A 24492-nucleotide genomic window follows, 5' to 3' on the forward strand; every position below is an offset into this window, starting at 1 on the left:
GTTATTGTGCTCCTTTCACTGCGGCTGCCAATACGGCTTGACGCGGCTTTTGCGGGTTAGTGATTTTGTGCTCGCGAATCATCTCGATGAAGCGGTCAAACAGATAGCTGTTATCGTAAGGTCCCGGGGCTGCTTCTGGGTGATATTGAACCGAGAAGGCCGGGAATGATTTATGTTTCAGACCTTCAATGGTCTTATCGTTATTGTTGATATGTGTAACTTCCAGGTCTGTACTCTTCACAGACTCTTCGTTTACGGTAAATCCATGGTTCTGGGATGTGATGAAGCAACGTCCGCTCTCCAGTTCTTTCACCGGGTGGTTTCCTCCGCGATGTCCAAACTTAAGTTTTTCCGTGTCTGCTCCTGCTGCAAGTGCGAACAACTGGTGACCCAGGCAGATACCGAAGATCGGGTATTCGCCAAGCAATTCACTGATCATGTTAACCGCGTGAGGTACGTCTTTCGGGTCCCCAGGGCCGTTGGACAGTTGAATGCCGTCCGGGTTCAGGCGACGAATCTCGTCTGCTGTTACATCGTGTGGAACAACAACAACGTCACAGTTACGTTTGCTGAGTTCGCGCAAGATTCCTGTTTTCGCACCGTAATCCACGAGCACAATACGCTCAGCCGTTCCCGGGCTGTTGTAGACATGCTCTGTAGAAGTCATAGGCACCTGGTTACGCAGCTCGGCAATGGTGGTGTCTCCCATCATCTCCAGCAGTTCTTCCACAGGCTTCGATCCTGTTGTGAGAATTCCCTTCATTGTGCCGTGGTGACGAATCCGGCGAGTCAACATGCGTGTATCAATTTCGCTGATTCCTACGATGCCGTATTCCTTGAGCAGATTGTCTACGCTGTATTCCGCACGCCAGTTACTCGGCGTTGGCTCATGACGACGCACAACAAAACCGTGTACGTATGGACGAATCGACTCAAAGTCATCACGCGTAATGCCGTAGTTTCCGATCAGCGGATACGTCATGGTTACGATTTGACCGCAATAGGAAGGATCCGAAAGCACCTCTTGATAGCCTGTAATTCCCGTATTAAAAACGACCTCACCTGTAGTTTCACCTTCAGCACCAAATGCTTTCCCGGTGAACAGTGTGCCGTCTTCCAACAATAATCTTGCCTGTGCCTGCATCCCATTTCACTCCTCTGTGTTTATCAACGTTGAATGCATTGGGGTTGAACTTTCTGGAAACTTCGTGCGGCTCCGCTGACAGAAAACCCTTTGATCGCTGTTATCCCCGGATTACTTTTTATCATTTTTTAAATGATGTAATCCGGTGATAAAGGCGAACGCTTTGCTTCTTCGGGTCTTTTCTGTCCGCTCCGCAGTTACGTTGGTGTCCAAGTTCAAAATCATGACATTCAACTTTGCTTTGTTTCGTATGTTAGACTCTCGGCATAATTTGCCTCGAGTTAGTTGAAAAGATGTTACTGTGTAGAAGTTGTAAATTTAGAGTTATAATGACTTGTTGATTTAAGAGTTAAGAATTACTGTTGCTGATTTAAAGAGTTAAAGATATAGCGTTACTAATTTATCAATTTACTAAATTACCGTTTTACTGTTGTACCGTGTTATGCCACACGCTTTTGCCATCCACCCAAGTTTGTACGGCCCAGCCTTTAAGCTTCCAACCTGTGAATGGTGTGTTTCTTCCTTTGGTTGCAAACGTTGCAGGATCAACTGCTTTTTCCTCGTTCAGGTCAATCATCGTGATATCGGCTGGTGCTCCCTCTTCCAGTTTGCCTGTATCCAGTCGGAATACACGTGCCGGATCAGCTGTCATGCGTTTCACCAGGAAATCCAAGCTCCACAATCCTGTTTCCACAAACTTGGTGTACAGCAGCGGGAAGGCTGTTTCGAATCCTACGATTCCGAAAGGTGCCAGCTCCATGCCTTTGGCTTTCTCTTCTTCACTGTGTGGCGCGTGATCAGTTACGATCATATCCAGCGTGCCGTCTAGCAAACCTTCGATACAAGCCTGCACATCGCGTGGTGAGCGTAGCGGCGGGTTCATTTTCCAGTTGGCGTCCATGCCTGGGATATCTTCATCCGACAACACCAGATGGTGTGGACATACCTCAGCAGTTACTTTAATGCCGATGGACTTCGCTAGACGAATCAAGCGAACCGATTGCTCTGTACTTACGTGGCAAACGTGATAATGGACTCCCGTTGCTTCTGCCAGTAGGATATCACGGCCAACGTGAATGGCTTCGGATTCATTTGGAATGCCTTTGATGCCGTGGCGCTTCGAAAACTCACCTTCCGTCACATATCCACCAACAACCAGTGAGTCATCTTCACAGTGAGCGATCACTGGCATATCCATTCTTGCTGCGAGGCTCATGGCATCTTTCATCATTTGAGCGTTTTGTACGCCTACACCGTCATCTGTGAATCCAATAGCGCCTGCTTCTTTTAATGCGGCAAAATCGGTAAGTTCACGACCCAGTTCATTTTTTGTAATGGCTGCATAAGGCAACACTTTAACCAGATCAGCTTCTTTGGCTTTATCCAGTACCAGCTTCACAACTTCAGCTGTATCTGTAACTGGTCTCGTGTTCGGCATGCAAGCGATTGTTGTAAAACCACCTTGTGCTGCTGAACGGGCACCTGTCTCGATCGTCTCTTTGTGCTCGAATCCAGGTTCACGCAGATGCACGTGCATATCGATCAATCCCGGAATGACCAGTTTGCCTGATGCGTCTGTCACACTTTGCGCTGACTTTTCGGCATCCAGAACGGCTTGGTCTTCCAGACCAGCGATCTTTTTAATTTTACCTTCATCTATAATGATGGTTTTCCGTTCAAGTTCCCCTTGTTGGTTCAAGACGTTTGCGTTTTTTATAATCTGTAGCATAATTGCCCTCCGCTTCGGTTCTGTCCGGCTTACCAGGCAAGCCGGTTGATTTTCTTTATCGTGTACTCTCTTATTGCTCTATAAGAACTACCGTACCGTCAGCCTATGACCTACAGCCAGACCCTGTTACAGTTTCATCGCACGTTCCATAACCGCCATGCGGATTGGAACGCCGTTTGCCATCTGCGGGAAGATCCGCGATGCTTCACTTTCCACAACCGCGTCATCTACCTCGACGTTGCGATTCACTGGAGCAGGGTGCATGATAATGGTGCTTGGTTTTAGGCGTGATGCCCGTTCTTCCGTCAATCCGTAGTGTTCGCGATAATCCTCAGCTGAAGTAATTAAGCCATGTTGATGACGTTCCAGTTGAACACGAAGCATCATGACTACATCTGCATCCAGCGCTTCTTCAAGACCGACATAAGAAGCATGCTCTGCGAGTTCCGGTGCCTGCATCGTTTGCGGTGCACAGAAGTGTACATCTGCACCAAACTTTTGCAGTGCCCACAGGTTGGAACGAGCTACACGGCTATGCAGAATGTCACCTATGATGGAGACACGCAAGCCCTTCAGTTCGCCAAATGCTTTCCTCATCGTGTAGAGGTCCAGCAGTGCTTGTGTAGGATGCTCATTGTTGCCGTCTCCGGCGTTTACGAGTGGTACATTCACTTTCTGAGCCAGTTGTTGCAGAACGCCTGCCGGTTTCAACCGGATCACGCCTGCATCAATGCCCATCGACTCAAGTGTTCGTACCGTATCGTAGATGGACTCTCCTTTTTCCACACTGGATGCGGCTGCCGTAAAGTTCAGCACTTGTGCGCCCAGGCGTTTCTCTGCCATTTCGAAGGAGAAGCGGGTACGTGTGCTGTTCTCGAAGAACATGTTCGCAACAAAGCGTGATTCCAGTACAGGAACCAGTTTCTCTTTCTGTGCTTCCCAGTGAGCCGCTCTGTTCAGAATGGACTCGATTTCTCCTCGACTAAGTTCCTTCAGTCCAAGCAAGCTTCGGTCTCTCAATGCTGTCTGTGTAATCATTATGCTTGCTCCCCCCGGTTCTGAGTGATTTTGACTTCATCCTGTCCGTCCGTTTCCATGAGTGCAACTTCGATCTCCTCTGATTTGGAAGTCGGCACATTCTTGCCGATAAAATCAGGTCGAATTGGAAGTTCCCGGTGTCCGCGGTCTGCGAGTACAGCCAGCTGAATGTTCTGCGGTCTTCCACAGTCCATCAGGGCATCCATCGCTGCGCGAATCGTCCGTCCGGTATAGAGCACATCATCGAACAAAATCACCTTTTTGTTATGGATCGAAAGTGATTCAGGTGTCATAATCAACATTTCCTTGCGATTCGCTTTATTTTCGTCCAAGCGGTCATCGCGGTAAGGAGTCACATCCAGCTCTCCCCAGGGGACTTTGGCGCCCTCGATTTCTTCAATCTTGGCGGCAATCCGTTCTGCAAGGTAAACCCCGCGTGTACGGATACCGACCAACACACAATCGTCGATTCCTTTGTTTTTCTCCAATATCTCATGGGCAATCCGTGTTAATGCGCGGCGGATCGCCGTCTCATCCATAATGACATGTGTCTCTGTGCTCATGCGTTCAGCCTCCTCAGGATTTCCCTTCAGCATCATGGCCCCGTGACGAGGAGAAAAAAAAGACTCCTTGCCGTGTTTATTGGCAAGGAGTCTCCGAACTTCAGACCGCTCTGAAGAAAGTTTACTCTCGGGGATGCATCGCTTCATTTGCCGCAGCAAAAAAACGATGTATCGTTCACGTTACCTTGCCAGTCTCACGGGACTGATTTAAAGGTGCTATTCATGTCGTTCATATTGCAGGACCTCACAGGGTTCTGTAATCAATATGTCCGTTTGTCTTCATGAATTATGACAGAAAGACAACCCCCTGTCAACACCTCACCATCGCAGGTGAAAACCCTCTGCTACGTTCTTCTTAGAATCAGCAGTTAGGCTGAAAAACATCCATGCACAATACATCTCATTGGTTATTCATAATTATACAACATTTCTGCATATTTATCCATAGGCAAATGAGAAATTTGATATAACCAAAATAAACCTCGTACTGTACTCAAAAGAGATAAAACACTTCTTTTTAGAACAGACAGTGAGTTTCATTTTACGCAATATATGAAGGCTCTGAATTAGTACCAAGTGAAATGGGTACAGTTTATAAACATGAACCCATTATTAGATACTGCAATAATGCCGATATACATACGATTCACAAATATGAGTCATAGAAATAAGTTAATCCCTACATTTATGTACATTTAGGAGGAAGTCATGCGTCACATATGGCACGTTTACAAAACAGACTGGTTGCATATTCTGAAGGTTCCCACAGGTATATTTTTAATTGTGGCTATTATTCTACTTCCCGGGGTGTATGACTGGGTCAACGTGAAGTCCGTCTGGGACCCATACAGTAATACCCAGGGGATCAAAATTGCAGTGACAAGCGAGGACGCTGGTGCGACTGTTGAAGGAACTCATGTTAATATTGGAGACGAACTGGTAACCAGCCTCAAAAATAACAAAAAGCTGGGCTGGACTTTTGTAGATCGAGCTGAGGCTAGTCGGGGGGTACATACAGGAGAATATTATGCCAGCCTGCTCATTCCCGGAGACTTTTCGTCCAAAATTACAGGTATCGTTGACGGAAAGCTGGAACGTCCAGAGGTAATCTATACCGTTAATGAAAAGGTGAATGCCATTGCTCCTAAAATCACAGGCTCTGGTGTATCTGCTATAACAACACAAATCAATGAAAATTTCACTGAAGCCGTCAGTGAGGCCGTTCTAACCAAATTGAATGAAGCCGGGGTTGAGATTAATTCCCAGCTTCCAACATTACGCAAAATGGAGAATGGCATTTTTACGTTGGAGAAAAATCTTCCGGCTATTCAAGCCGCAGGTCAAAAGGTTCTGGAAGTAGAAAAAGCCATGCCCGAGATTGTAAAAAATGCTCAAAAGATCGTTGAAATCGAGAAAAAACTGCCTGAAATCAATCAAGCAGCACATTATGTGCTCAAGGTGCAGGAGTATTGGCCACAAATTAATGATGCGGCTTCCGAAGTGCTGGCTATTCAAGGGCGGATACCGGATATACAAAAAGCGGTAGAACGCATTCGAGAAGTGGATGAAAACTTTGGTGAGGTATCAGATGTCATCCAAACGGCGCTGGATAAAAAGAACAAAGCTCTGTCTATCGTAACGGCAGCAGAGCAAGATTTGGACAAAGTATCACAAATCGCCGGCAACGGGATTGAGCTTGCAGAGGGATTAGATCAGTTTGTGGATTCCAGTGAAGAAGCGTTTCAGACTATTGGCCCGACGATCCGCCAAAATCTACTGCTGGTGCAGCAGATTACTAACGCTGCAGGAGACGTATTTGCACAATTGCAAAATTCGGATCTTAATAACCTTCCTACAGTAGAAGATCTCGACCGGATTGCTTCACGTTTAGGGATTGGGGTAAAACTCGTGGACAGTATGGCAGAACTACTGGGCAATATCAATAACTTGCTCCCAGACCAACCACTTGCCAATAAAATTACACAACTGAACTCCATTTCAGATAAACTTCAGTTGCAGATCCGCTTGGCTGGTATCATCAGTGATGCCATGCGTCGTAATACAACTCCACCAACAGACGTCATCGCTCAGTTAAATACTCTCTCGAAGGACATCAGCAGCGGGAGTGGCAATATCTTAAACACCTATGAAAGTGAAATATCGCCTGCACTTGCAGCTGGTGCGGATAAGCTCAGGTCTACCCTCTCCACTTCAGCAGAAACTCTGCAAAGAGCAAAAGATCGTATTCCGGATATTGCGGACATTCTTGCATCAGCCAAAGAAGGAATTACGTTTGGGCAGGCCGAGTTGACAAAAATCCAGAGCGAACTGCCTCAAATACAATCTAAGATCCATGAGATATCAGAAACACTCGCGAACAAAAGTGAAGGTTTTATCCAAGCTCTGAACACAGTGTCTTCATTAATTCGAAACGATCTGCCCAAGCTGGGAAACAAACTGAACGAAGCGGCTGATTTTGTTCGTAATGATCTGCCTACTGCCGAGAAACAGATAGGCAAGGCATCCGATTTTGTCCAGAACCAGCTTCCGGAGGTCGAAAAAGGAGTACATCGTATTGCCACGCTTGTACGTGATGATCTGCCAGCATTGGAAAGTGCCATCAGCAAGGCTGCTGACAAACTTCGGGAGGTCGAAGGTAATAACCAGTTTGCGGAGCTCGCCAAACTTTTGCGCGGCGATATTGAAGAAGAGAGTGCTTTCCTTGCAAGTCCGGTGCAAATTAAGGAAAAACAGCTTTACCCAATTCCGAATTATGGATCGGCCATGTCACCATTTTATGGCGTGCTGTCCTTGTGGGTTGGCTCAACACTGTTGATTTCTCTGCTTCGTGCCGAAGCTGAAAATCCAGGGGGCAAGTTCCGGGGATATGAGTTATATCTTGGACGTCTCGCTACTTTTCTGACCATTGGGTTACTTCAGGCGATATGTGTCACCCTGGGAGATATCTTAATCCTGGGTACCTATGTTGCAGATAAACTGTGGTTTGTCCTGTTTGCCATGCTGGTGAGTGCCGTATTTGTCACCATAACGTACACCCTGCTGTCCGTATTTGGAAATATCGGAAAAGGGATCGCCATTATCTTCATGGTGTTCCAGTTCTCCAGCTCCGGCGGTACGTTCCCAATCAGCATGACATCACCCTTTTTCCAAGCATTGAATCCGTTCATGCCCTTCACGTATGCGATCAGTCTGCTGCGTGAGTCGGTCGGCGGCATATTGTGGTCTACTGCCATCAAGGATATTCTGTGGTTGTGTATGTTCATCGCGCTGAGTCTCATTGTTGCTCTCGCTTTGAAACGTCCACTCAGCAGTCTCACCAAACGTTCAGCCGAGAATGCCAAGAAGACCAAAATTATTGCTTAACTCATTTGCTCAACACTAATTAAGAAAAGGCCATTGGACTTTCCATCCAATGGCCTTTTCTCGTTTCATTATATGAATCGATACATTTACTATTTGATTAATTCACTGAGCGTTCCTGTTCCAACTGATCATAGGATTGTTTGATTGTTGTTAATGTTTCTACATGGCGATAGATGTTGTTACTTGCCGTGACGATAACACATAACATGATCAAGCCTATAACCACTTTTTTCCCCAATCCCGGACGAAGGCTGATCACAAAACCTCCACCCAACAGGAAGAACACAAACAGATAGTGCCCCGCATACAGGTACATATCGTATTGAAATACAGCCAGACCAAAGCCCACGACGACATGAAGCAAAAAGGCAAACAGAATATATGGCACAAGGGTCCATACTTCACGTTCACGAATGCCCTTAATGAAGCCCATGAATGCCAGTAGTAAAATAAAGATACCTGTCATCTGCACATAGATTGGATTGGAACGGGATAGATCCGTAACAAAGGCCGCCATGCCCGGGTCCAGTAAATGCATTTTCGGTGTCAGCATCGGATTAATAGTTAACATGTTCAATGCTTTCCAGTGAACAGCGAACTGGAATGGCGTTGCATAGCTGGTTCCACCATTTTGAATGCCCATCAGCCAGTTACTAACCCAGCTGCGACCTCCAAAGGCAACGTACTGGACGCCAGTTAATACGACGATGATCAGAACCGCTAATGCCATGATACCGATGTATTTTTTCAAATTCGCCTTATTGCGCCATGCATGCATATTGAAGAATGTGGCAGCAGCAAATGGTACGATATTGGTCGAGGTTAGTCCAAAGTTAATCGATGTAAGCAATGCATTGGGTACATAACGTACGTCCTGACGCTCACGAGTATACTGCATGTAAACCACCGACAACAGAATAACGAACTGTACATAAGGATACGAATCCGGGATCAATGCAGTAAACATTAAGTAGGAACTGAAACCAAACAATAAGGCAAACAGTAGCGGTACGATGGTCGGTTTATCTTCTTTTTGACTCAGGAACAGATACGCCAGCACCACCGAACCCGCATTCACCAGCGATTGCAGGATTAGAAAGAACCAGTTGCCTCCCAGCAGTTTCGCTACAGCCGCAAGGGTGACAGCGAGAAAGGAAATCAGCGGATGGATCACTGAAGAACTGTTGTCCCCATAATACATTGAAGGATCAAAGTTGAATAAATTGATTGGAAACAGCGTTGTATTAAATGGGGTATACGCCCCAAGCACCTCTGCATTATTTTCAATGTACAGAACATACGAGCCGTTCATTAAACCATAGAACAGAGCAAATCCCGCAAACAGGTAAAAAGCTGTCCAGTTGGCTCTGCGATTATAAAATAAGTAATCTAAAAAGTTCATGCTTTCATTTCACATCCTGATTAATTAAGTTCTAAAATACCAATAAACATAGGCCACCCATAATACATGCCACGCCTATCCAGCGTAAAGGGCCCACGGTCTCTTTAAATATCAGCCGAGCTATGATAAGAGTCCACACATATGTTAATGCGTTTGCAGGCAACACTACGGTTAATGGAAGAAACTTCAGCAATACAATATTCAGCAACGCGCCCGTTCCGTAGAATCCAAGTCCCATGAGTACATGCAGACGATTGCGACTGGAAGCATAAGCTTTCAGTCCGGCCCCACCCAGTGCACCACACAACGTCATGACAATTAATACGGCAACCATCCAGCTATCGATCAACACTGGTTAGTGTCACCCCGATTCCAAGCAACACAACTGCTGCCAGCTTCTGCACCGTAATTTCTTCCCCAAGCAAAAAATACCCATAGATTAAGGCAAATACATAGCTGGCACACATCAGAGGATAAGCAACTGAGAGTTTTTCCAGAGCAAAAGCTTTAATCATCAAAATCGCTCCAAGTCCATAACACAGAAAACCTACACCCAGGTAAATCCACTCGGTTAGTCCCCATTTCCAGAACAATTGACCCGTTGCTGTCAGAAAAGCGGAAACGAGCATTAACCATTTACCAGTATGACGCGATTTTATTTCCCCCACGTTAATGCCTCCATGTCCGGAACACGCTTGTTAATAAAGTATCGTTGACTCACAAGTTGCATGACGGGAAGGTCGGATAAGGAGTCCGAGTAGGAACATGACTGGTCATAATCAATGACCATATTCTTTTCACTCAGATAAGCCTGAATTCGGCGTACCTTCTCTTCCCCTTTGCAATTGCTGCCATCAACTCTGCATGTGTAACCATTCTCATGACGGACAAGTTCAGTTCCAATTACATGATCCACCCAGGGAAAATTATTAAAGTATTTCATATAGGCATGCGGAGATGCAGTTACCAGCAAGACATGATACCCTGCTTCTTTGCGATGTTGCATCTCTACACTGGCCTCGGCAAAAATGGACGTACGCAAGCGAGTATCAAAGAAATGTTCGAGATCTTTTTCAGACATACGCTCAATTTCTTGAAAGTAGGATCGTTTGACTTGTTCAACCGTCATGAAGCCTGCCTTGAATAACACGGTATGTAATGCAATGACAGGTAATCTCCATACCTGCCACGGGTAACGGCGAACACCGTAATGCACAAATTGAAACATGGAATCACTGCGTATGATCGTTTTATCAATATCAAAAATTGCGACTTTCGTGCTTTTCACCCTGATCCCCCTCAGCCTTTATTCAAAGATTGCAAAGATTGTAACAACACTTATCACATACAACATAACCGTAATTAATATAGGCTTGTCCTCAAACAGCACACGATCGGGCGAACCTCCCTGGTTTTTCATGTGGATCAGATACAGGTAACGGAACATGCCGTAAATGACCAATGGAATCGTCCACATGAGATGAATGGTTCGATCTGAAGTGAATGTGAACAGGGAATAACTGATAATCGTAGCTGTCGTCACAATTGTATTGAATTGATCCAGTAACGTAATGGAGTAGTTATCTAAAACCTTACGATGTGATCCCGTGTTTCCCTCAAGCAACGTGAGTTCATTTCTGCGTTTTCCAATGGCCAAAAACAACGACAACAGCATTGTACAGATCAAAAACCACGGTGTGAATGGCACATGGATCAGCACACCACCTGCAATGGCACGAAGTACAAAGCCGGCTGCAATGGTCATCATATCCAGGATAACGAGATGTTTCAGCACAAATGAATACGATACATTCAACAGGAAATAGACGATACATAACACCCCGAATAGAGGGTTCATCATGAAGGCCGTTCCTACGGAAAGGATTAATAGAATAATGCCAAACAACAAAGCATGACTCGGATTCACCTGCCCAGAAGCCATAGGACGATACCTTTTCACCGGATGCTGTCGATCCCTGTCCCGGTCTACAAAGTCATTTAAAATATACACACAGCCTGCAACAAGGCTAAATAGAATAAAACCAAGCAACGTCGCAAGAATGGTTTCAGTCCGAATCTCCTCAAAAGAAAATAGTAACGCAGCAAATAACAGCAGATTTTTAGTCCACTGTTTGGGTCTTAACAATCTGAATAATCCTGACACTGTACTGCCTGTTCCTGTAGCCGGTGAGGACACCGTACTTGTTCGTGATGATAACAATTGTAATAACTCCCTTCAACAACAACTTCTGTATATAACAAATAACGTAAAGATCTAATCATATGTTGCTTGTATAATTTTGTAAAGGGAGTAAATGAAAAAATTCTAATATGGGCATAAAAAAAGAGACCGTTTCCGGTCTCTTCGTTAGTACATGATTTAACTATTGGGTGATGCGATTAAAATTCAAATTGTACGTCGCTCAGACGACGTTTGATCTCAGCAATAACACGTTTCTCTTCCTCTTCACCCTTCGCTTCAAAGGTTACAGAGAAACGAACAAAGTTACCCGCATCATCCCAAGGTACGGATGAGATCAGTTTCTCACGAATCAGGAATTGGGAGAAATCTTCGCCGGATTCGAAGCGACGTCCGCCAACCACACCTTTTGGTGCTTCTACATACAGGAAGAATGAACCTTTAGGTTTTTCAGCCTGGAAGCCCAAATCGTTCAATGCGGCAACGAGCATGTCATGACGACGGGAATATTTCTCTGCAATTTTTTCCGTAATTTCAGGGTGATTCAATCCATAAGCAGCAGCCTTTTGAATCGCGATGAACTGACCGGAGTCATTGTTGTCCTTCACGTCGCTGAATGCTTTGACTACAAGCGGGTTACCCGCTACAAATCCGATTCTCCAACCTGTCATGTTGTAAGACTTGGACAGAGAGTGCAGCTCTACGCCGACATCCTTCGCACCAGGTACCGAGAGAAAGCTGAATGGTTTTTTGCCATCATACGTCAATGCTGCATATGGAGCATCATGTACAACCACAACATTATATTTCTTAGCCCATTCAACGACTTCAGTGAAGAACTCCACCGTCGCGCTTGCGCCTGTTGGGTTGTTCGGATAGTTCAGGTAGAGCAACTTCGCACGTTTTGCGATGTCTTCCGGGATAGCCGTCAGATCAGGCAAGAAGTTGTTCTCTTTCGTCAACTGGATGTTGAACACTTCTCCACCCAGATACTTCGTATGTGTACCCATAACCGGGTAACCTGGAACGGTCATGATCGTCACATCACCCGGATTGATGAAGCATGAAGGCATCATCGCCAAAGCCGGTTTTGAACCAATGGAGTGCACGATCTCAGTATCTGCATCGATACCTTCTACGTTGAATACGTTTTTCAGGTAGGAAGCAGCAGCAGCTTTGAATTCAGGAATACCATTGTCGGCATAACCACGGTTCTCAGGTCTGGAAGCTTCTTCTGCAAGTGCAGCTACAATGCCTGCATCCGCCATTTCGTCCGGTTCACCTACACCAAGGTCAATCAGTTCCACATCGGGAAAATCTTTTTTGGCCGAAGCTTTGGCACGTTTGATTTTCTCGAATTTATAAATGTTCGTGTCTTTACCATAGTTGGAGCCACCGATACGGTCGGCAAAATTAGTCTGAATGTAAGTTTCTTGGTATTTATCGATACTCATAACGTTGTTCATCTCCTCATTTGACGCAAATTTCTACACTTTAATATGAAGCATTTGCGTGATCAAAGCCATGGACAAAGTATCCGAACATTTGTACTTTCTTGGAGCTGTTAACGACTGCGTAGCGAGGCAAGCACGTCTTCCATATCTTGCGGAATCGGAGCTGAAAATTCAAGGTATTCTCCCGTTGTTGGATGCACAAATCCAAGAATGGCCGCATGAAGAGCCTGTCCTTGCATTTTGATGCCTTTATTCCGTCCATAAGTTGGATCTCCTACAAGTGGGTGACCAATAAATTTCATGTGAACCCGAATCTGGTGAGTACGTCCTGTCTCCAGTTTCAATTCCAGCAAGGTGTAATCATTAATCCGCTCTGTAACGGTAAAATGCGTAACGGCATGTTTACTGTTACGTTCTGTGACCGTATACATTTTGCGGTCATTGGTATCCCGGCCAATCGGTGCATCAATGGTCCCTTGATCATGATTAAGATGACCATGAACAAGCGCAATATACCGTCTGTTCACCGTATGTTCCTTCAACTGAGCAGCCAGTGATGCATGAGCACGATCGTTCTTGGCAGCCATAATCAGGCCGGATGTATCCTTATCGATCCGATGCACAATACCCGGGCGTAACTCCCCATTAATACCCGAGAGGTCTTTGCAGTGATGCATAAGTGCATTAACGAGGGTACCCGACGTGTGTCCTGGTGCCGGGTGCACCACAAGACCACGCTGTTTGTTGATCACGATCAGGTCGCTGTCCTCATATACCACTTCCAGCGGAATATCTTCGGCAACGATCTCCACAGCAGCTGGTTCTGGAATCTGTAACTCAACCAGATCCCCTTCGGATAACTTGGCATTGGCTTTGACTACAGCACCATTTACCGTAACCATTCCGTCTCCGATCCACAATTGAACCTGGGAGCGAGATACGTTATCCACGGCTTCCGTAATATATTTGTCAATTCGTTCTTTTTTATGTTCAGCGGCAACGGTCCATTCCATACGTTCATTGCCATTCATTAGTTCTTCGTCGTTAATCTGTTCCTTATTCGGATTACTCATGATGTTCATTCCCTTCAATCTTCGCGGCTGCTTTTTCGCGCCGTCCTTCAAGCAACGTCTCCACAATGATCAACCCTACACCGATGCAGATTGCCGAATCGGCGATGTTAAAAATGGGAAACGTATAACTTCCAAAATTAAGTTGCACAAAATCTACAACTTCTCCGGTCAATGCCCGGTCAAGGAAGTTGCCAATTGCTCCACCAAGCACCAAACTAAGCGCCACAGGCAGCAATTTGTGCGGGGTATCTTTTACCTTTTGCAAATACCAAATCAAGGCGACGACCACAATCAACGTAACCACGATAAAGAACCAACGCTGGTCTTGCAGAATGCCAAATGCTGCTCCTGAGTTACGATGTGATGTGATAACAAAGAAATTGCCAATGACGGGAATTTCTTCTCTGAGTTCCATCCGGGTTGCAATCAGATACTTGGTTCCCTGATCCAATAAAAATACGATAAAAGCGAGGATATAATACACCACGTTTGTTTGTCACTCCGTTCTTGTCTTTTCCAAACGATACCAGGCTTACGCCAGACTTGTTTATTGTAGCACAGCTGTTTGGAAATCGTCCACGACGCGCTACATCGCAATGCTTATGGCAAAAACGATAACATTTCCCTTCTGTAATCTTGCCCTCAATGGCACATCCTACAATAGAGTCAAAATCCGGATTCCAGCATGAAAGCAGAAAGGGGAAAATCATGTCACATTTTACTAACGAACAACTGCAATTTTTACGTTCCCAACTGATGTCCGATAAGCGCGATATTGAACATAGACTGTCGGAAAACGAGCATTATGGCCTTGGAGACTCCCTTAAACTACAGACAGGTGAATTATCACCAATTGATAATCATCCTGGTGACATAGCCACGGAGGTGTATGAACGCGAGAAAGATATTTCCCTGCTGGAACATGATGAATTCCAATTGGAACGAATCGATTCTGCACTGCACTCCATCGAAGAAGGACATTACGGTACGTGTGCGGTCTGTCAGCAACCCATCCCTTATGAACGCATGGAAGCTGTCCCCTACACCAAATACTGCAAAAAACATCAACCAGAAACCGTTGTCTCTGAGAACCGCCCTGTAGAGGAAGAATTCCTTGCCCCGGCATTTGGTCGAACCAGTCTGGACGAGCGTGATGATCAAAATGGCTTCGATGGTGAAGACACTTGGCAGATTGTTGAAAGTTGGGGCACATCGAACTCACCAGCCATGGCTGAAGGACGCGATATCGACAGCTATGATGTTATGGCGATTGAAGCTACCGATGAAGTGGAAGGCTGCGTTGAAGCGTACGAAAGTTTTGTTGCCACGGACATCTATGGTCATGACGTCTCCATCGTGCGCAATAGGCAATATCGTCAGTACCTGGAGAACCGTGAGGGCGAGGGTCTGTTAGAACCGGATATGGAGACGGATGACATTTACTAAATGTACTTTGATATCTTTCACCTTTAATTACTAATCGCTTAGTAAGTGTTCATATCAAGCTGACGCTGGACAATGCGCACAATATCAGCGATGTAATCTCCAACAATGGGAAGATTGAGCGCCCCAAGTAGCTGCAAAACGTAAATGATCGTTGCTGCGAAAAAGGTAAACCCAATCGCAATCCCCACACCTCGTGCGGCTCCTGACAACAGGTTAAGACCAATCAATTTCCATGGCCTGTTCAGCAATTCTGTGTATTGCGCAATTCGTGAACGTTCCAGTTCATTCGCCAGACGGTTTGTCAGGGTATGTAACTCTTCAATTTTGTCATGGGAATTCAGATTATCTGATGTTGTTTGTTGTGAAGTGGATGCGGTTTGCTTGTCATGTTCGCTCATGTTTTGGTCAGTTCCTTTGATCAATATAGATTGACTGCACTATAGAATCATTGCCTTATTGCCTAAAAAACAAACGAGCCCAGAACCAGGGAATATGTCCCTGCCTCTGCGGCTCGTTTGTTTATACTCTATATTCTGTCCTAATTGAATGGGACATGCTCCGAATTACGCTTCGATGTAAATACCGATCGATTTGCCTCCGGCTTCAACGCGTTCCATGGATTCATTCGAGCCAAATGTAACTTCGGTTACGAGAACATTTTCACGCAACACATCATCAAATGCCTGAATAGCTTCCTGAAGGGATGCATCCACATCCAGTGTCAAACGTACTCTTTTCTCAATCGGCAGGTCCAGTCGTTTCCGGGTATCCTGTACAGCACGAACCACTTCACGGACCCAGCCTTCCTGTTCCAATGCTGGCGTGATTTCGGTGTTGAGTGCAACCGTCAGACCGTAACCTGATGCAGAAGCAAAACCTGATTTGGCCTGTTTATCAACCAATAATTCTTCGTTCGTCACTTGCAGCTCTTCGCCTTCCGGTGAAACGATGTTCAGTACACCTTCCGAAACCACTTTACGCGTCTCATCGGCTGACATTCCTTTGAAGAAGTTTTGCAGGAACCCTACGTTTTTACCGTATTTCTTACCTGCGACCTTCAGGTTCAGCTTCAATGTAAAGTCAACGAATTCCGCGTCATTATGCTCCGTACGGATTCCTTTTACATTGATCTCTTCCTTGATGATCTCTTCATAACTTGCCAGGTCAAACCCTTTATCCAAAGAAACGATCAATTCGGACAGTGGCTGACGTGTCTTGATGCCTGTTTCGTTACGAACGTTACGGGCAAGTTCAACCACGCGGCGAGCCGTCTCCATATCCTGTTCCAGTCCTGCATCAATCAGCGCTTCATTAGCTACCGGATAGTCTTCCATGTGCACACTCTCACCTGTTGCAAGGTTCAGATAGATGTCTTCTGCCAGCATCGGTGTGAACGGAGCAACCAACTTCGCAGTAGTCACCAGTACCTCAGTCAATGTGCGGTAAGCGTCCAATTTATCGTCTGTCAGGCCACTTCCCCAGAAACGGTCACGGGAACGACGGATGTACCAGTTACTCAACTCATCAACAAATGCTTCAATCGCTTTGGAAGAGTTCAGATAGTCGTTAACCAGCAGCGCTTTTTCTACAACCAAGATCAGGCTGTTCAGTCTCGACAGAATCCAGCGATCCAGCTTGTGTGCGGACAGTTGAAACGGGTGCTCCTGTGGATCAAATCCATCAATTGTAGCATAAAGCGTCAGGAATGCATGGGTGTTGACCAGCGTATCCACCATTTTGGATTTGGCTTCCCCTACGATACCTTTGGAGAAACGTTTGCTGTTCCACGGTGCACTGTCAGACAACAAAGCCCAGCGGAATGCATCTGTACCGTATTCTTCAATTACTTCCCAAGGATCGATAACGTTACCTTTGGATTTGGACATCTTCTGTCCGTTCTCGTCAAGAACGTGTCCTGTAGCCATAACCGCTTTGTAAGGCGCTTTGCCTGTCAAAAGGGTGGAAACCGCCAGCAAGCTGTAGAACCAGCCACGTGTCTGGTCAATCCCTTCACAGATCATATCCGCAGGGTACTGCTGTTCGAAAACTTCTTTATTTTCAAATGGATAGTGCTGCTGGGCAAACGGCATGGAGCCGCTGTCGAACCAGACATCGATCACTTCCGGTGTACGTTTCATCTCATATTTGCCACAAGAGCTCATGACTTTAACGTCATCCACATATGGTTTATGCAATTCAAGATTCTCTGGCACATCACCTACCGCACGAGCACGCAATTCTGCAATGCTGTGTGGTGCAAATTGTTCGCCAGTCTCCTCACACACCCAGATGTTCAGCGGAGTTCCCCAATAACGATCACGGCTGATATTCCAATCCACCAGATCCTCAAGGAATTTCCCGAAGCGACCTTCACGAACGTGACCTGGGTACCAATCCACTTCACTGTTGTTGGCAATCAATTGGTCCTTGATCGCTGTCGTTTGGATAAACCAGCTGTCCATCGCATAGTACAGAAGTGGTGTATCACAACGCCAGCAGAATGGATAGCTGTGCTCATATTTTTCTTTGCTGAACAAACGTCCATGCTCAGACAGATATCGCACGATATCAATATCACAATCCTTCACAAAACGTCCGGCAAAGTCAGTAACCTCAGCGACAAATTTACCTTCCAAGTCCACCATGTTCACAAAGCTGATCCCATTCTCACGGCATACACGGTAGTCATCTTCACCATGGGCAGGAGCCATGTGTACGATACCCGTACCACTTGCATCCGTTACAAAGCTTGCACCCAGAATGATGTTGGCTTTCTCAGCCTGTACGTAGTTGAACGGAGGATCATACGTTTTGCCAACCAAATCGGCACCTTTCAGTGCACCAATGATCTCATACTCACCTTTGGTATCTTTCATCACTTTTTCAACCAGATTGGTTGCCATGATGTACACTTCATCACCTTGACGAACACGGGAGTAGTCCATATCCGGATTCACGGCAAGTGCAACGTGTGAAGGCAGTGTCCAAGGTGTTGTCGTCCAAGCCAGTACAAATTCTCCGCTGTCATTCAGTTTGAATTTCGCTGTAGCACTCAGATCTTTGACGTCTTTGTACCCTTGTGCAACTTCATGGGAACTCAGTGTTGTCTGACAAGATGGGCAATACGGGCTCACACGATGACCACGATACAGCAGTCCTTTCTCGTGGATCGTCGCCAGGATATTCCATACACTCTCGATGTAGTTGTTATCAAGGGTGATATACGGGTTATTCATATCCGTCCAATATCCGATACCTTCTGTCAGATCACGCCATTGTTGCTCGTATTCGAATACGCTCGCTTTACATTCGTTAATGAATTTCTCCACGCCGTAATCTTCGATTTCCCACTTGTGGGAGATACCGAGCTTCTTCTGTACACCCAGTTCTACAGGCAGACCATGTGTATCCCAACCCGCTTTACGAACAACACGGTAACCCTTCATCGTGTTATACCGTCCAACAAAATCCTTGATTACCCGTCCCAGTACGTGACCGATATGTGGTTTACCGTTCGCTGTAGGTGGCCCTTCATAAAATACGAAGTTTGGCTTGCCCTCCCGGTTTTCGATGGATCTTTTGAATGTATTCTCCGTTTTCCATTTATCTAACACGCGTAATTCTCTGGCACGTGCCTTCTCTTTGACGTCAACTCGTTGCATGATCATTATCTTCCCTTTCTTTGGTTGGATTGTGGACCGTCCACAAAAAGCGTTTCAATCCCCCTAAATCCCCCTTGCCAAGGGGGACCCCATAGGCGCTCCGCCCTCTGGACACCCGGGATGGGTTGTCGTTGGCGGATCGGTGGCGGTTATGGGCGAGGGGTGGATGTGCGTAGTGGCGGCCATTATGCGGCTGTTCCCTGCGTGAACGCCACATGGCCTTACCGCGAGGCGGGTGTTGCCGGGTGCTTCGCTTTCCCGGCGGGCGGCTCTCTCCTTGAGGTCCCTGCGGGCCTCATGGGCGTTCGCCTTAGCGAAACCCGTGTGCCGGGTGCTTCGCTCCCCCGGCAGGTGGCTCTCTCCCTGAGGTCCTTTCGGGCCTCAGGGACGTTCGCCTTAGCGAACCCGTGTGCCGGGCGCTTTGCTTTCCCGGCGGGTGGGCTCTCTCCTTGAGGTCCCTGCGGACCTCATGGGCGTTCGCCTTGGCAAAACCCGTGTGCCGGGTGCTTCGCTCCCCCGGCAGGTGGCTCTCTCCTTGAGGTCCCTTCGAGCCTCATGGACGTTCGCCTTTTTTGGACACAAAAAAGCCCCGTCCCTGGAAAGGGACGAGGCTATACTCGCGTTACCACCCTAATTCTGTTCATCACAAACCACATCCAGGCAAGCCTGAGTATGCTCTGTCATCAACAGCGCTTATGCCCCGCTAAACTACTGCAGGGTGCCGTTATAACGTACGGCTTACGGTTCGGCTTACACACGGCAATCATAATTACCGCTTCAGCGTCACTTCTCCGGGGAGATATTCGGCTATAACTCATCCATTGGTTTGCACCAACCACCAACTCTCTGAGGGATGAGATCATAACGTACTGAACCCGTCATGGAATCACTATTCATTATGAATATAGTTATAGCCTCTTTGCAGACAAAAGTCAACCAGGCGAAAGACTAATAAATTTCTTTCATCTCCCGCTCACGGTCACGCACTTCCTGCTCCCGGCTCTCCAGCACTTCCCAACCATCCTGAGTCAACAGTTCAAGCTGCGCTTCAACAAGCGTACGGAAACGGGCACGATAAATCGAGGCCTGCTTTTTCAGTTCTTCCACTTCCAAAGCAATTTTGCGAGATTTGCCCAACGATTCGTTCACGATCCGGTCTGCATTTTTCTCTGCTTCCTTCACGATCAACTGCGCTTCTTTCTTCGCATTACCCTTCACATCATCAGCAGCTTCCTGCGCAATGATAATCGTTTTGCTAAGCGTCTCTTCAATTGTAGAAAAATGATCCAGTTTCTCCTGAACGGACAGCAACTGATTGCTCAGCTCTTTGTTCTCGCGAATGACGCCTTCGTAATCTTTGATGACTTGATCCAGGAATTCATTGACTTCATCCTCGTCATACCCGCGCAAACGTCGGGAAAATTCCTTGTTGTGTATGTCCAGCGGCGTTAATGGCATGCTGTCCACCTCCTGTTAAAGTTCCTTCCCGTCCAGAGAAGGTTTGCAGCATATGGGTACCACCCAAGGGGCCGTATCGTTGATGCCTAACCTTGGCAACGTATACGGAATGCAGGATCAGAATTGCATCCTCCAACGTTCATGTAAAGCTTTGACTTAATGTTTATCGGATACACCGCGTATTTTCTACACCTTTATGATAAACATTTCGACAAGAAAGCGGATTTTCCTGCAACAGACTCAGGCAAATTTGCCGATTTTCACTCGGCAACGCCCTTTTTTGGTCATCCCATCCTGTTCCATAACCTTGAAGCGGCCAAATCCCTGAATGGATACGACATCACCCGCTTTTAGCGATTTGGAGGGATCTTCCTCAACTTTCCAGTTCACACGGCAGCGACCAGCTTTGATCGGAGCCAGCACTTTACTGCGACTAAGCCGATACACATCTGCGCAGATTCCATCCAAACGAAGCGAAGCGACCGTAATGTCCATCGTCTCCAGTTTACTCTCTGACCATCGCATCTGATCCAAAGGAAGTAACTCTGTGAACACATGTAACCGATGCACCTGATTCAGTTGAAGCGATAAAAAAGCGCCGGTTTCCGCCGCCACCACTGTATGGCAACCGTCCTCCAGCACTTGGATATCCCCGATCTTTCCACGTTTCATCCCAAGCCCGAGCAGGGAACCCATATAGTCCCCATGCTCCAGCTCCGAGATTTTCTGATCATCAGACGTAATACTGAGCACCTGCATACCCATATCCTCATCATCCAGATACATATAATCAGGTGCAACCAGCGCACGCTTGCGTTCAGCAGCCTCGTAACCACCATCCAGACGAATCTGAACGTCGTTACGGCGATTGGCAAGAGTCTGTAATATAAAAACCTGTCTTGGATCAAGAAAGTCAGTTAGCTTCATGTCATGATACTTACCCGCCTGCTCAACCCAATCCGAAGCCTTATCTACAAAATCCCGCTCATCATGGCTAAAATGTTCGTAAATTTCACCGCTCATCTATGTCACCCTACCCTATTATGCAAAATATCCAAGTATAGAGATCAACCCAACAAGCGCAAGTCGAAGAACAAGCAACGCCACAATCGGGGAAATATCCAGCACACCGAACAAAGGCGGTATAAATCGGCGAAACGGACTTAGATATGGTTCCACTAATTTGCCCAGCCATTCACCGATAAAGCTTTCCCGTGCGTTGGGAAGCCATGACATCAATATGTAGACGATGACCATGTAAAAGTAAATTTGATATGCAAAACCCAAAATATTAACTAACGACTCCAAAAACGGCTCACCTCATTCTGTTATAATCTTGCTCGCTGTCAGCCAGTATTTCCGTAATTGATCCCTGAATTTCAACCGTATCTGGCGTACAGAGAAAAATGTTTCCGCCGATTTTGGAAATACCGCCACCCAATGCATATACCGTGCCACTCAAAAAATCAATAACGCGCAGCGCTTGGTCCTGGCGAATTCGTTGCAAGTTCACCACAACGGTACGATGCGAACGCAGATGGTCGGCAATTTCCTGAGCCTCGTCATAAGAACGCGGTTCATACAGGACAACTTTAACATTTTTCTGGGAATGAATGCTCACCACATTATTCCCCCTTTGGTTTCTACGTTTATCGAGACTGGAGGTTTCAGCTTCCTGATGTTCAGCCTCATTTTCCTCCTGCGCAGCCATTCGTTCACGTTCCACAATCTCTTCCTCTTCCTGAAGTCCGAGGAAATTCATAAATTTATTCATTACGCCCATCGTGAACCCTCCTCTTTTCCTACGAGAATCGATCCTAGCCGTACCCAGGTTGCACCTTCTTCAATGGCCACTTCAAAATCATTGGACATCCCCATCGACAGTTCAGTCAATGGTTCTGCTGTAAGGGCTTGTCCATTCAGTTGATCTCTCAGCTCACGCAATCCACGAAATACGGGACGCGTCAGCTCCGGATCTTCCTCATGAGGTGCCATGGTCATCAGGCCAACGACCTTGAGATTGTTGAACGAACGAATATCACGCAAAAAAGAACTTGCCTGTTCAGGCTGTAAGCCATACTTGCTCTCTTCACCCGAAATATTCACCTGCAAAAACGTTTCCACTTGGATGCCAAGTGAAGCTGCTTTTTTATCCAACTCCTTCGCCAATGACAAACGATCCAGTGAATGGATGTAACGAAACTTGCCAATCACGTCTTTCACCTTGTTTGTCTGCAAATGACCGATAAAGTGCCAGGTACCCTGCTGACCAAAAGCTTCCCATTTGGCCTGTGCATCCTGCCACCGGTTTTCTCCGATATGCTCAAGACCATGATCCAGCACCGATCCCGTTGTTTCAAGTGAGACATATTTCGTGACCGCAATCACATTCACATCATCACGATGACGGTTACTGCGCCGACATGCGTCCTCGATCTTCTGATTTACCTGTTGAATACGCTCCTCCAATGACACAGAGGGTCACCTCTCTTCCAGCCCAATCCAGCTCGCCATCCGCCCCGTAACACCATTTTCCTTCCGATAGGAGAAAAATAGTTCGGGATGACAACTTGTACACCATGTTGTACATTCGATATGATCCGGCATTATTCCTGCTTTCATCATAATGTGTCGATTACATTCTTTCAAGTTTAACATCGTTTTACCGTTATTCACGGCTCGATATGCTTGTTTAGAAGCAGAATCCTTGTATTTATCATTAACCGGGGAATCATCAAACCAAACCCGTACATGCTGCATGACCGCCTCATCCACTTCATAACAGCAATCCCCAATCGACGGACCGATTGCAGCTCGAATGTCCTGCCTACGGCTGCCATACTCCCGTTCCATCGTCTCCACCATGGATACAGCGATACCCGCGACTGTACCTTTCCAGCCGGCATGAGCAAGACCTACCGCCTGCTGCACAGGGTCATAGAAATAAAGCGGAACACAGTCTGCGTAGAAAGAAGTCAGCAGCACACCAGGCACATTCGTGACCAATCCATCCGTATCCTGCAACGCAGATTGACGATCAAGTAATCCTCTGCTCCGATCTTCAGCGGTAATTACAGCCACATGTTTGCCATGCACCTGCTCTCCACAGGTCCATGCTTCTGCTGCAAAGCCAAGCTTCTCGGTTACAAGCCTGCGGTTGTTAAGTACAACTTCAGGATCATCCCCCACATGATAAGCACAATTGAGCGTGGCATACGGAACTTTTCCAACTCCACCATGTCTCGTCGTAAACCCGACTGACAGCTGTTCAAATTGCTGTGTCCAGGGCTCAACATATAATAATAACGGATCAGGACCGAAATCTGAATTTGGGTTCTTGGTCCGTTCAAGTAATTCTTTATCCAATACAAAGGGTTCCATTATCTCACCTCACCACTTCCAGTGTACCAAATGAGCCACATTCTGTCTCATTTATATCGTTCGACGCTGATTACGTTCCGACCGTTCAATGCGTTCCACTCGCTCTGTGCGGTTATGCTGCTGTTCATCATACAGGCGCGCTTCGCGATCACGCTCGTCATACGTATTTTCCTTCACCTCATCCATCTTCACCAGTATCACATCTGAACCAATCTTCACAATGTTTCTCCAGGGAATCACCAGATCCGTTCCCCCGCCAAAAAGACCCATAAAACGGCTGTACCCCGGCACAACAATCGCTTCAATTCGTCCCTGCTTCAGATCCAGCTCCAAATCACTGATCTGACCGAGGCGTTTACCATCCGTAATGTTAATGACATCCTTTGTTTGAAAGTCCGAGATTTTCATGCCTCGTGCCGCTACTTCGCTCGTATTTACTTTCATTCATTCCCGCCCCCTGTTATTCCTCTTCTGCCCGTTCTTCACGCTTCTATACAATATATGTTTCAGGGGCGAAAAATGTCCTGTTTTTCATCAAATGTGGAAACGGTCCAAAAC

Annotated in this window: 23 protein-coding genes and 1 other annotated feature; of the genes, 2 read left to right on the forward strand and 21 right to left on the reverse strand. The window is 46.5% G+C overall.

Annotated features, from left to right (window positions below):
- Nucleotide 1 precedes the first annotated feature (1 nt).
- The 4 genes from carA to pyrR form a co-directional block, all read right to left on the reverse strand.
- Entirely contained in the window at nt 2–1144 is a 1143-nt protein-coding gene (carA, locus tag MHI48_RS21200) for a glutamine-hydrolyzing carbamoyl-phosphate synthase small subunit (protein ID WP_047843735.1), read from the reverse strand.
- Nucleotides 1145–1568: 424 nt separating this feature from the next.
- The gene (locus tag MHI48_RS21205) at nt 1569–2873 is read right to left on the reverse strand and encodes a dihydroorotase (protein WP_405141680.1); all 1305 of its coding nucleotides are present in this window, start codon (nt 2871–2873) and stop codon (nt 1569–1571) included.
- A gap of 126 nt (nt 2874–2999) precedes the next feature.
- Complete coding sequence (locus tag MHI48_RS21210; RefSeq protein ID WP_405141682.1) at nt 3000–3911, reverse strand: aspartate carbamoyltransferase catalytic subunit; 912 nt, start codon at nt 3909–3911, stop codon at nt 3000–3002.
- Nucleotides 3911–4474, reverse strand: coding sequence for a bifunctional pyr operon transcriptional regulator/uracil phosphoribosyltransferase PyrR (gene pyrR, locus MHI48_RS21215; RefSeq protein WP_017687330.1), 564 nt, complete (start codon nt 4472–4474; stop codon nt 3911–3913). The genes MHI48_RS21210 and pyrR overlap by 1 nt, the downstream gene beginning before the upstream one ends.
- A gap of 708 nt (nt 4475–5182) precedes the next feature.
- On the opposite strand from pyrR, the gene MHI48_RS21220 reads away from it, so the two are divergent.
- Complete coding sequence (locus tag MHI48_RS21220; RefSeq protein WP_405141684.1) at nt 5183–7858, forward strand: YhgE/Pip family protein; 2676 nt, start codon at nt 5183–5185, stop codon at nt 7856–7858.
- 97 nt (nt 7859–7955) lie between these two features.
- Here MHI48_RS21220 and MHI48_RS21225 read toward each other — a convergent pair whose 3' ends face one another.
- The 8 genes from MHI48_RS21225 to lspA all read right to left on the reverse strand — a co-directional run bounded on the left by MHI48_RS21225 (nt 7956) and on the right by lspA (nt 14474).
- The gene (locus MHI48_RS21225; RefSeq protein WP_405141686.1) at nt 7956–9260 is read right to left on the reverse strand and encodes a DUF6080 domain-containing protein; all 1305 of its coding nucleotides are present in this window, start codon (nt 9258–9260) and stop codon (nt 7956–7958) included.
- A gap of 31 nt (nt 9261–9291) precedes the next feature.
- Entirely contained in the window at nt 9292–9612 is a 321-nt protein-coding gene (locus tag MHI48_RS21230; protein WP_235431595.1) for an EamA family transporter, read from the reverse strand.
- Nucleotides 9599–9889: an EamA family transporter gene (locus tag MHI48_RS21235; protein WP_197997836.1), complete on the reverse strand. Its 291-nt coding sequence runs from the start codon at nt 9887–9889 to the stop codon at nt 9599–9601. The genes MHI48_RS21230 and MHI48_RS21235 overlap by 14 nt, the downstream gene beginning before the upstream one ends.
- Before the next feature lie 26 nt (nt 9890–9915).
- The gene (locus tag MHI48_RS21240) at nt 9916–10548 is read right to left on the reverse strand and encodes an HAD-IB family hydrolase (protein WP_036614827.1); all 633 of its coding nucleotides are present in this window, start codon (nt 10546–10548) and stop codon (nt 9916–9918) included.
- An 18-nt stretch (nt 10549–10566) separates the two neighbouring features.
- Complete coding sequence (locus MHI48_RS21245) at nt 10567–11457, reverse strand: decaprenyl-phosphate phosphoribosyltransferase (protein WP_047844436.1); 891 nt, start codon at nt 11455–11457, stop codon at nt 10567–10569.
- Between the two features lie 203 nt (nt 11458–11660).
- Complete coding sequence (locus tag MHI48_RS21250; protein ID WP_076250778.1) at nt 11661–12914, reverse strand: LL-diaminopimelate aminotransferase; 1254 nt, start codon at nt 12912–12914, stop codon at nt 11661–11663.
- 110 nt (nt 12915–13024) lie between these two features.
- On the reverse strand, nt 13025–13987 hold the full coding sequence (locus MHI48_RS21255) for an RluA family pseudouridine synthase (protein WP_370739101.1): 963 nt from the start codon (nt 13985–13987) through the stop codon (nt 13025–13027).
- Nucleotides 13980–14474, reverse strand: a complete 495-nt coding sequence (gene lspA / locus MHI48_RS21260) for a signal peptidase II (RefSeq protein ID WP_017687321.1) — start codon at nt 14472–14474, stop codon at nt 13980–13982. The genes MHI48_RS21255 and lspA overlap by 8 nt, the downstream gene beginning before the upstream one ends.
- A gap of 221 nt (nt 14475–14695) precedes the next feature.
- Between lspA and MHI48_RS21265 the strand changes: the two genes are divergently transcribed.
- On the forward strand, nt 14696–15433 hold the full coding sequence (locus MHI48_RS21265; protein WP_036614837.1) for a TraR/DksA C4-type zinc finger protein: 738 nt from the start codon (nt 14696–14698) through the stop codon (nt 15431–15433).
- 38 nt (nt 15434–15471) lie between these two features.
- Here MHI48_RS21265 and MHI48_RS21270 read toward each other — a convergent pair whose 3' ends face one another.
- The 9 genes from MHI48_RS21270 to MHI48_RS21310 form a co-directional block, all read right to left on the reverse strand.
- Nucleotides 15472–15831 (reverse strand): DUF5665 domain-containing protein, encoded by a 360-nt coding sequence (locus MHI48_RS21270; protein WP_405141689.1) that lies wholly within the window; start codon nt 15829–15831, stop codon nt 15472–15474.
- Nucleotides 15832–15996: 165 nt separating this feature from the next.
- Nucleotides 15997–19095 (reverse strand): isoleucine--tRNA ligase, encoded by a 3099-nt coding sequence (gene ileS / locus MHI48_RS21275; RefSeq protein ID WP_405141691.1) that lies wholly within the window; start codon nt 19093–19095, stop codon nt 15997–15999.
- A gap of 598 nt (nt 19096–19693) precedes the next feature.
- Nucleotides 19694–19986: a binding site (T-box leader), on the reverse strand.
- A 57-nt stretch (nt 19987–20043) separates the two neighbouring features.
- Complete coding sequence (locus MHI48_RS21280; RefSeq protein ID WP_017687316.1) at nt 20044–20553, reverse strand: DivIVA domain-containing protein; 510 nt, start codon at nt 20551–20553, stop codon at nt 20044–20046.
- Between the two features lie 240 nt (nt 20554–20793).
- The gene (locus tag MHI48_RS21285) at nt 20794–21576 is read right to left on the reverse strand and encodes an RNA-binding protein (protein WP_036614847.1); all 783 of its coding nucleotides are present in this window, start codon (nt 21574–21576) and stop codon (nt 20794–20796) included.
- Nucleotides 21577–21594: 18 nt separating this feature from the next.
- Nucleotides 21595–21861 carry a YggT family protein gene (locus MHI48_RS21290; protein WP_036614851.1) on the reverse strand — a complete coding sequence of 89 codons (267 nt, stop codon included), beginning with the start codon at nt 21859–21861 and terminating at the stop codon, nt 21595–21597.
- Nucleotides 21862–21868: 7 nt separating this feature from the next.
- Nucleotides 21869–22336, reverse strand: coding sequence for a cell division protein SepF (locus MHI48_RS21295; RefSeq protein WP_036614853.1), 468 nt, complete (start codon nt 22334–22336; stop codon nt 21869–21871).
- A complete protein-coding gene (locus MHI48_RS21300; protein WP_036614854.1) occupies nt 22327–23028 on the reverse strand; it encodes a YggS family pyridoxal phosphate-dependent enzyme in 702 nt (233 codons plus the stop codon). The genes MHI48_RS21295 and MHI48_RS21300 overlap by 10 nt, the downstream gene beginning before the upstream one ends.
- Nucleotides 23029–23034: 6 nt before the next feature.
- Entirely contained in the window at nt 23035–23934 is a 900-nt protein-coding gene (gene pgeF / locus MHI48_RS21305) for a peptidoglycan editing factor PgeF (RefSeq protein ID WP_076250764.1), read from the reverse strand.
- Between the two features lie 51 nt (nt 23935–23985).
- Nucleotides 23986–24378: a YlmC/YmxH family sporulation protein gene (locus MHI48_RS21310; protein ID WP_017687310.1), complete on the reverse strand. Its 393-nt coding sequence runs from the start codon at nt 24376–24378 to the stop codon at nt 23986–23988.
- Nucleotides 24379–24492: the final 114 nt, after the last annotated feature.

The sequence above is a fragment of the Paenibacillus sp. FSL H7-0942 genome (genome assembly GCF_045040715.1).
Lineage (GTDB): Bacteria > Bacillota > Bacilli > Paenibacillales > Paenibacillaceae > Paenibacillus > Paenibacillus amylolyticus.

What these genes read in the sequence shown, in the direction of transcription:
- carA (WP_047843735.1), bottom strand. Translation starts at nt 1,144, where the DNA reads ATGCAGGCACAGGCAAGATTATTGTTGGAAGACGGCACACTGTTCACC.
- MHI48_RS21205 (WP_405141680.1), bottom strand. Translation starts at nt 2,873, where the DNA reads ATGCTACAGATTATAAAAAACGCAAACGTCTTGAACCAACAAGGGGAA.
- MHI48_RS21210 (WP_405141682.1), bottom strand. Translation starts at nt 3,911, where the DNA reads ATGATTACACAGACAGCATTGAGAGACCGAAGCTTGCTTGGACTGAAG.
- pyrR (WP_017687330.1), bottom strand. Translation starts at nt 4,474, where the DNA reads ATGAGCACAGAGACACATGTCATTATGGATGAGACGGCGATCCGCCGC.
- MHI48_RS21220 (WP_405141684.1), top strand. Translation starts at nt 5,183, where the DNA reads ATGCGTCACATATGGCACGTTTACAAAACAGACTGGTTGCATATTCTG.
- MHI48_RS21225 (WP_405141686.1), bottom strand. Translation starts at nt 9,260, where the DNA reads ATGAACTTTTTAGATTACTTATTTTATAATCGCAGAGCCAACTGGACA.
- MHI48_RS21235 (WP_197997836.1), bottom strand. Translation starts at nt 9,889, where the DNA reads ATGCTCGTTTCCGCTTTTCTGACAGCAACGGGTCAATTGTTCTGGAAA.
- MHI48_RS21250 (WP_076250778.1), bottom strand. Translation starts at nt 12,914, where the DNA reads ATGAGTATCGATAAATACCAAGAAACTTACATTCAGACTAATTTTGCC.
- MHI48_RS21255 (WP_370739101.1), bottom strand. Translation starts at nt 13,987, where the DNA reads ATGAGTAATCCGAATAAGGAACAGATTAACGACGAAGAACTAATGAAT.
- MHI48_RS21265 (WP_036614837.1), top strand. Translation starts at nt 14,696, where the DNA reads ATGTCACATTTTACTAACGAACAACTGCAATTTTTACGTTCCCAACTG.
- MHI48_RS21270 (WP_405141689.1), bottom strand. Translation starts at nt 15,831, where the DNA reads ATGAGCGAACATGACAAGCAAACCGCATCCACTTCACAACAAACAACA.
- ileS (WP_405141691.1), bottom strand. Translation starts at nt 19,095, where the DNA reads ATGCAACGAGTTGACGTCAAAGAGAAGGCACGTGCCAGAGAATTACGC.
- MHI48_RS21280 (WP_017687316.1), bottom strand. Translation starts at nt 20,553, where the DNA reads ATGCCATTAACGCCGCTGGACATACACAACAAGGAATTTTCCCGACGT.
- MHI48_RS21285 (WP_036614847.1), bottom strand. Translation starts at nt 21,576, where the DNA reads ATGAGCGGTGAAATTTACGAACATTTTAGCCATGATGAGCGGGATTTT.
- MHI48_RS21295 (WP_036614853.1), bottom strand. Translation starts at nt 22,336, where the DNA reads ATGGGCGTAATGAATAAATTTATGAATTTCCTCGGACTTCAGGAAGAG.
- pgeF (WP_076250764.1), bottom strand. Translation starts at nt 23,934, where the DNA reads ATGGAACCCTTTGTATTGGATAAAGAATTACTTGAACGGACCAAGAAC.
- MHI48_RS21310 (WP_017687310.1), bottom strand. Translation starts at nt 24,378, where the DNA reads ATGAAAGTAAATACGAGCGAAGTAGCGGCACGAGGCATGAAAATCTCG.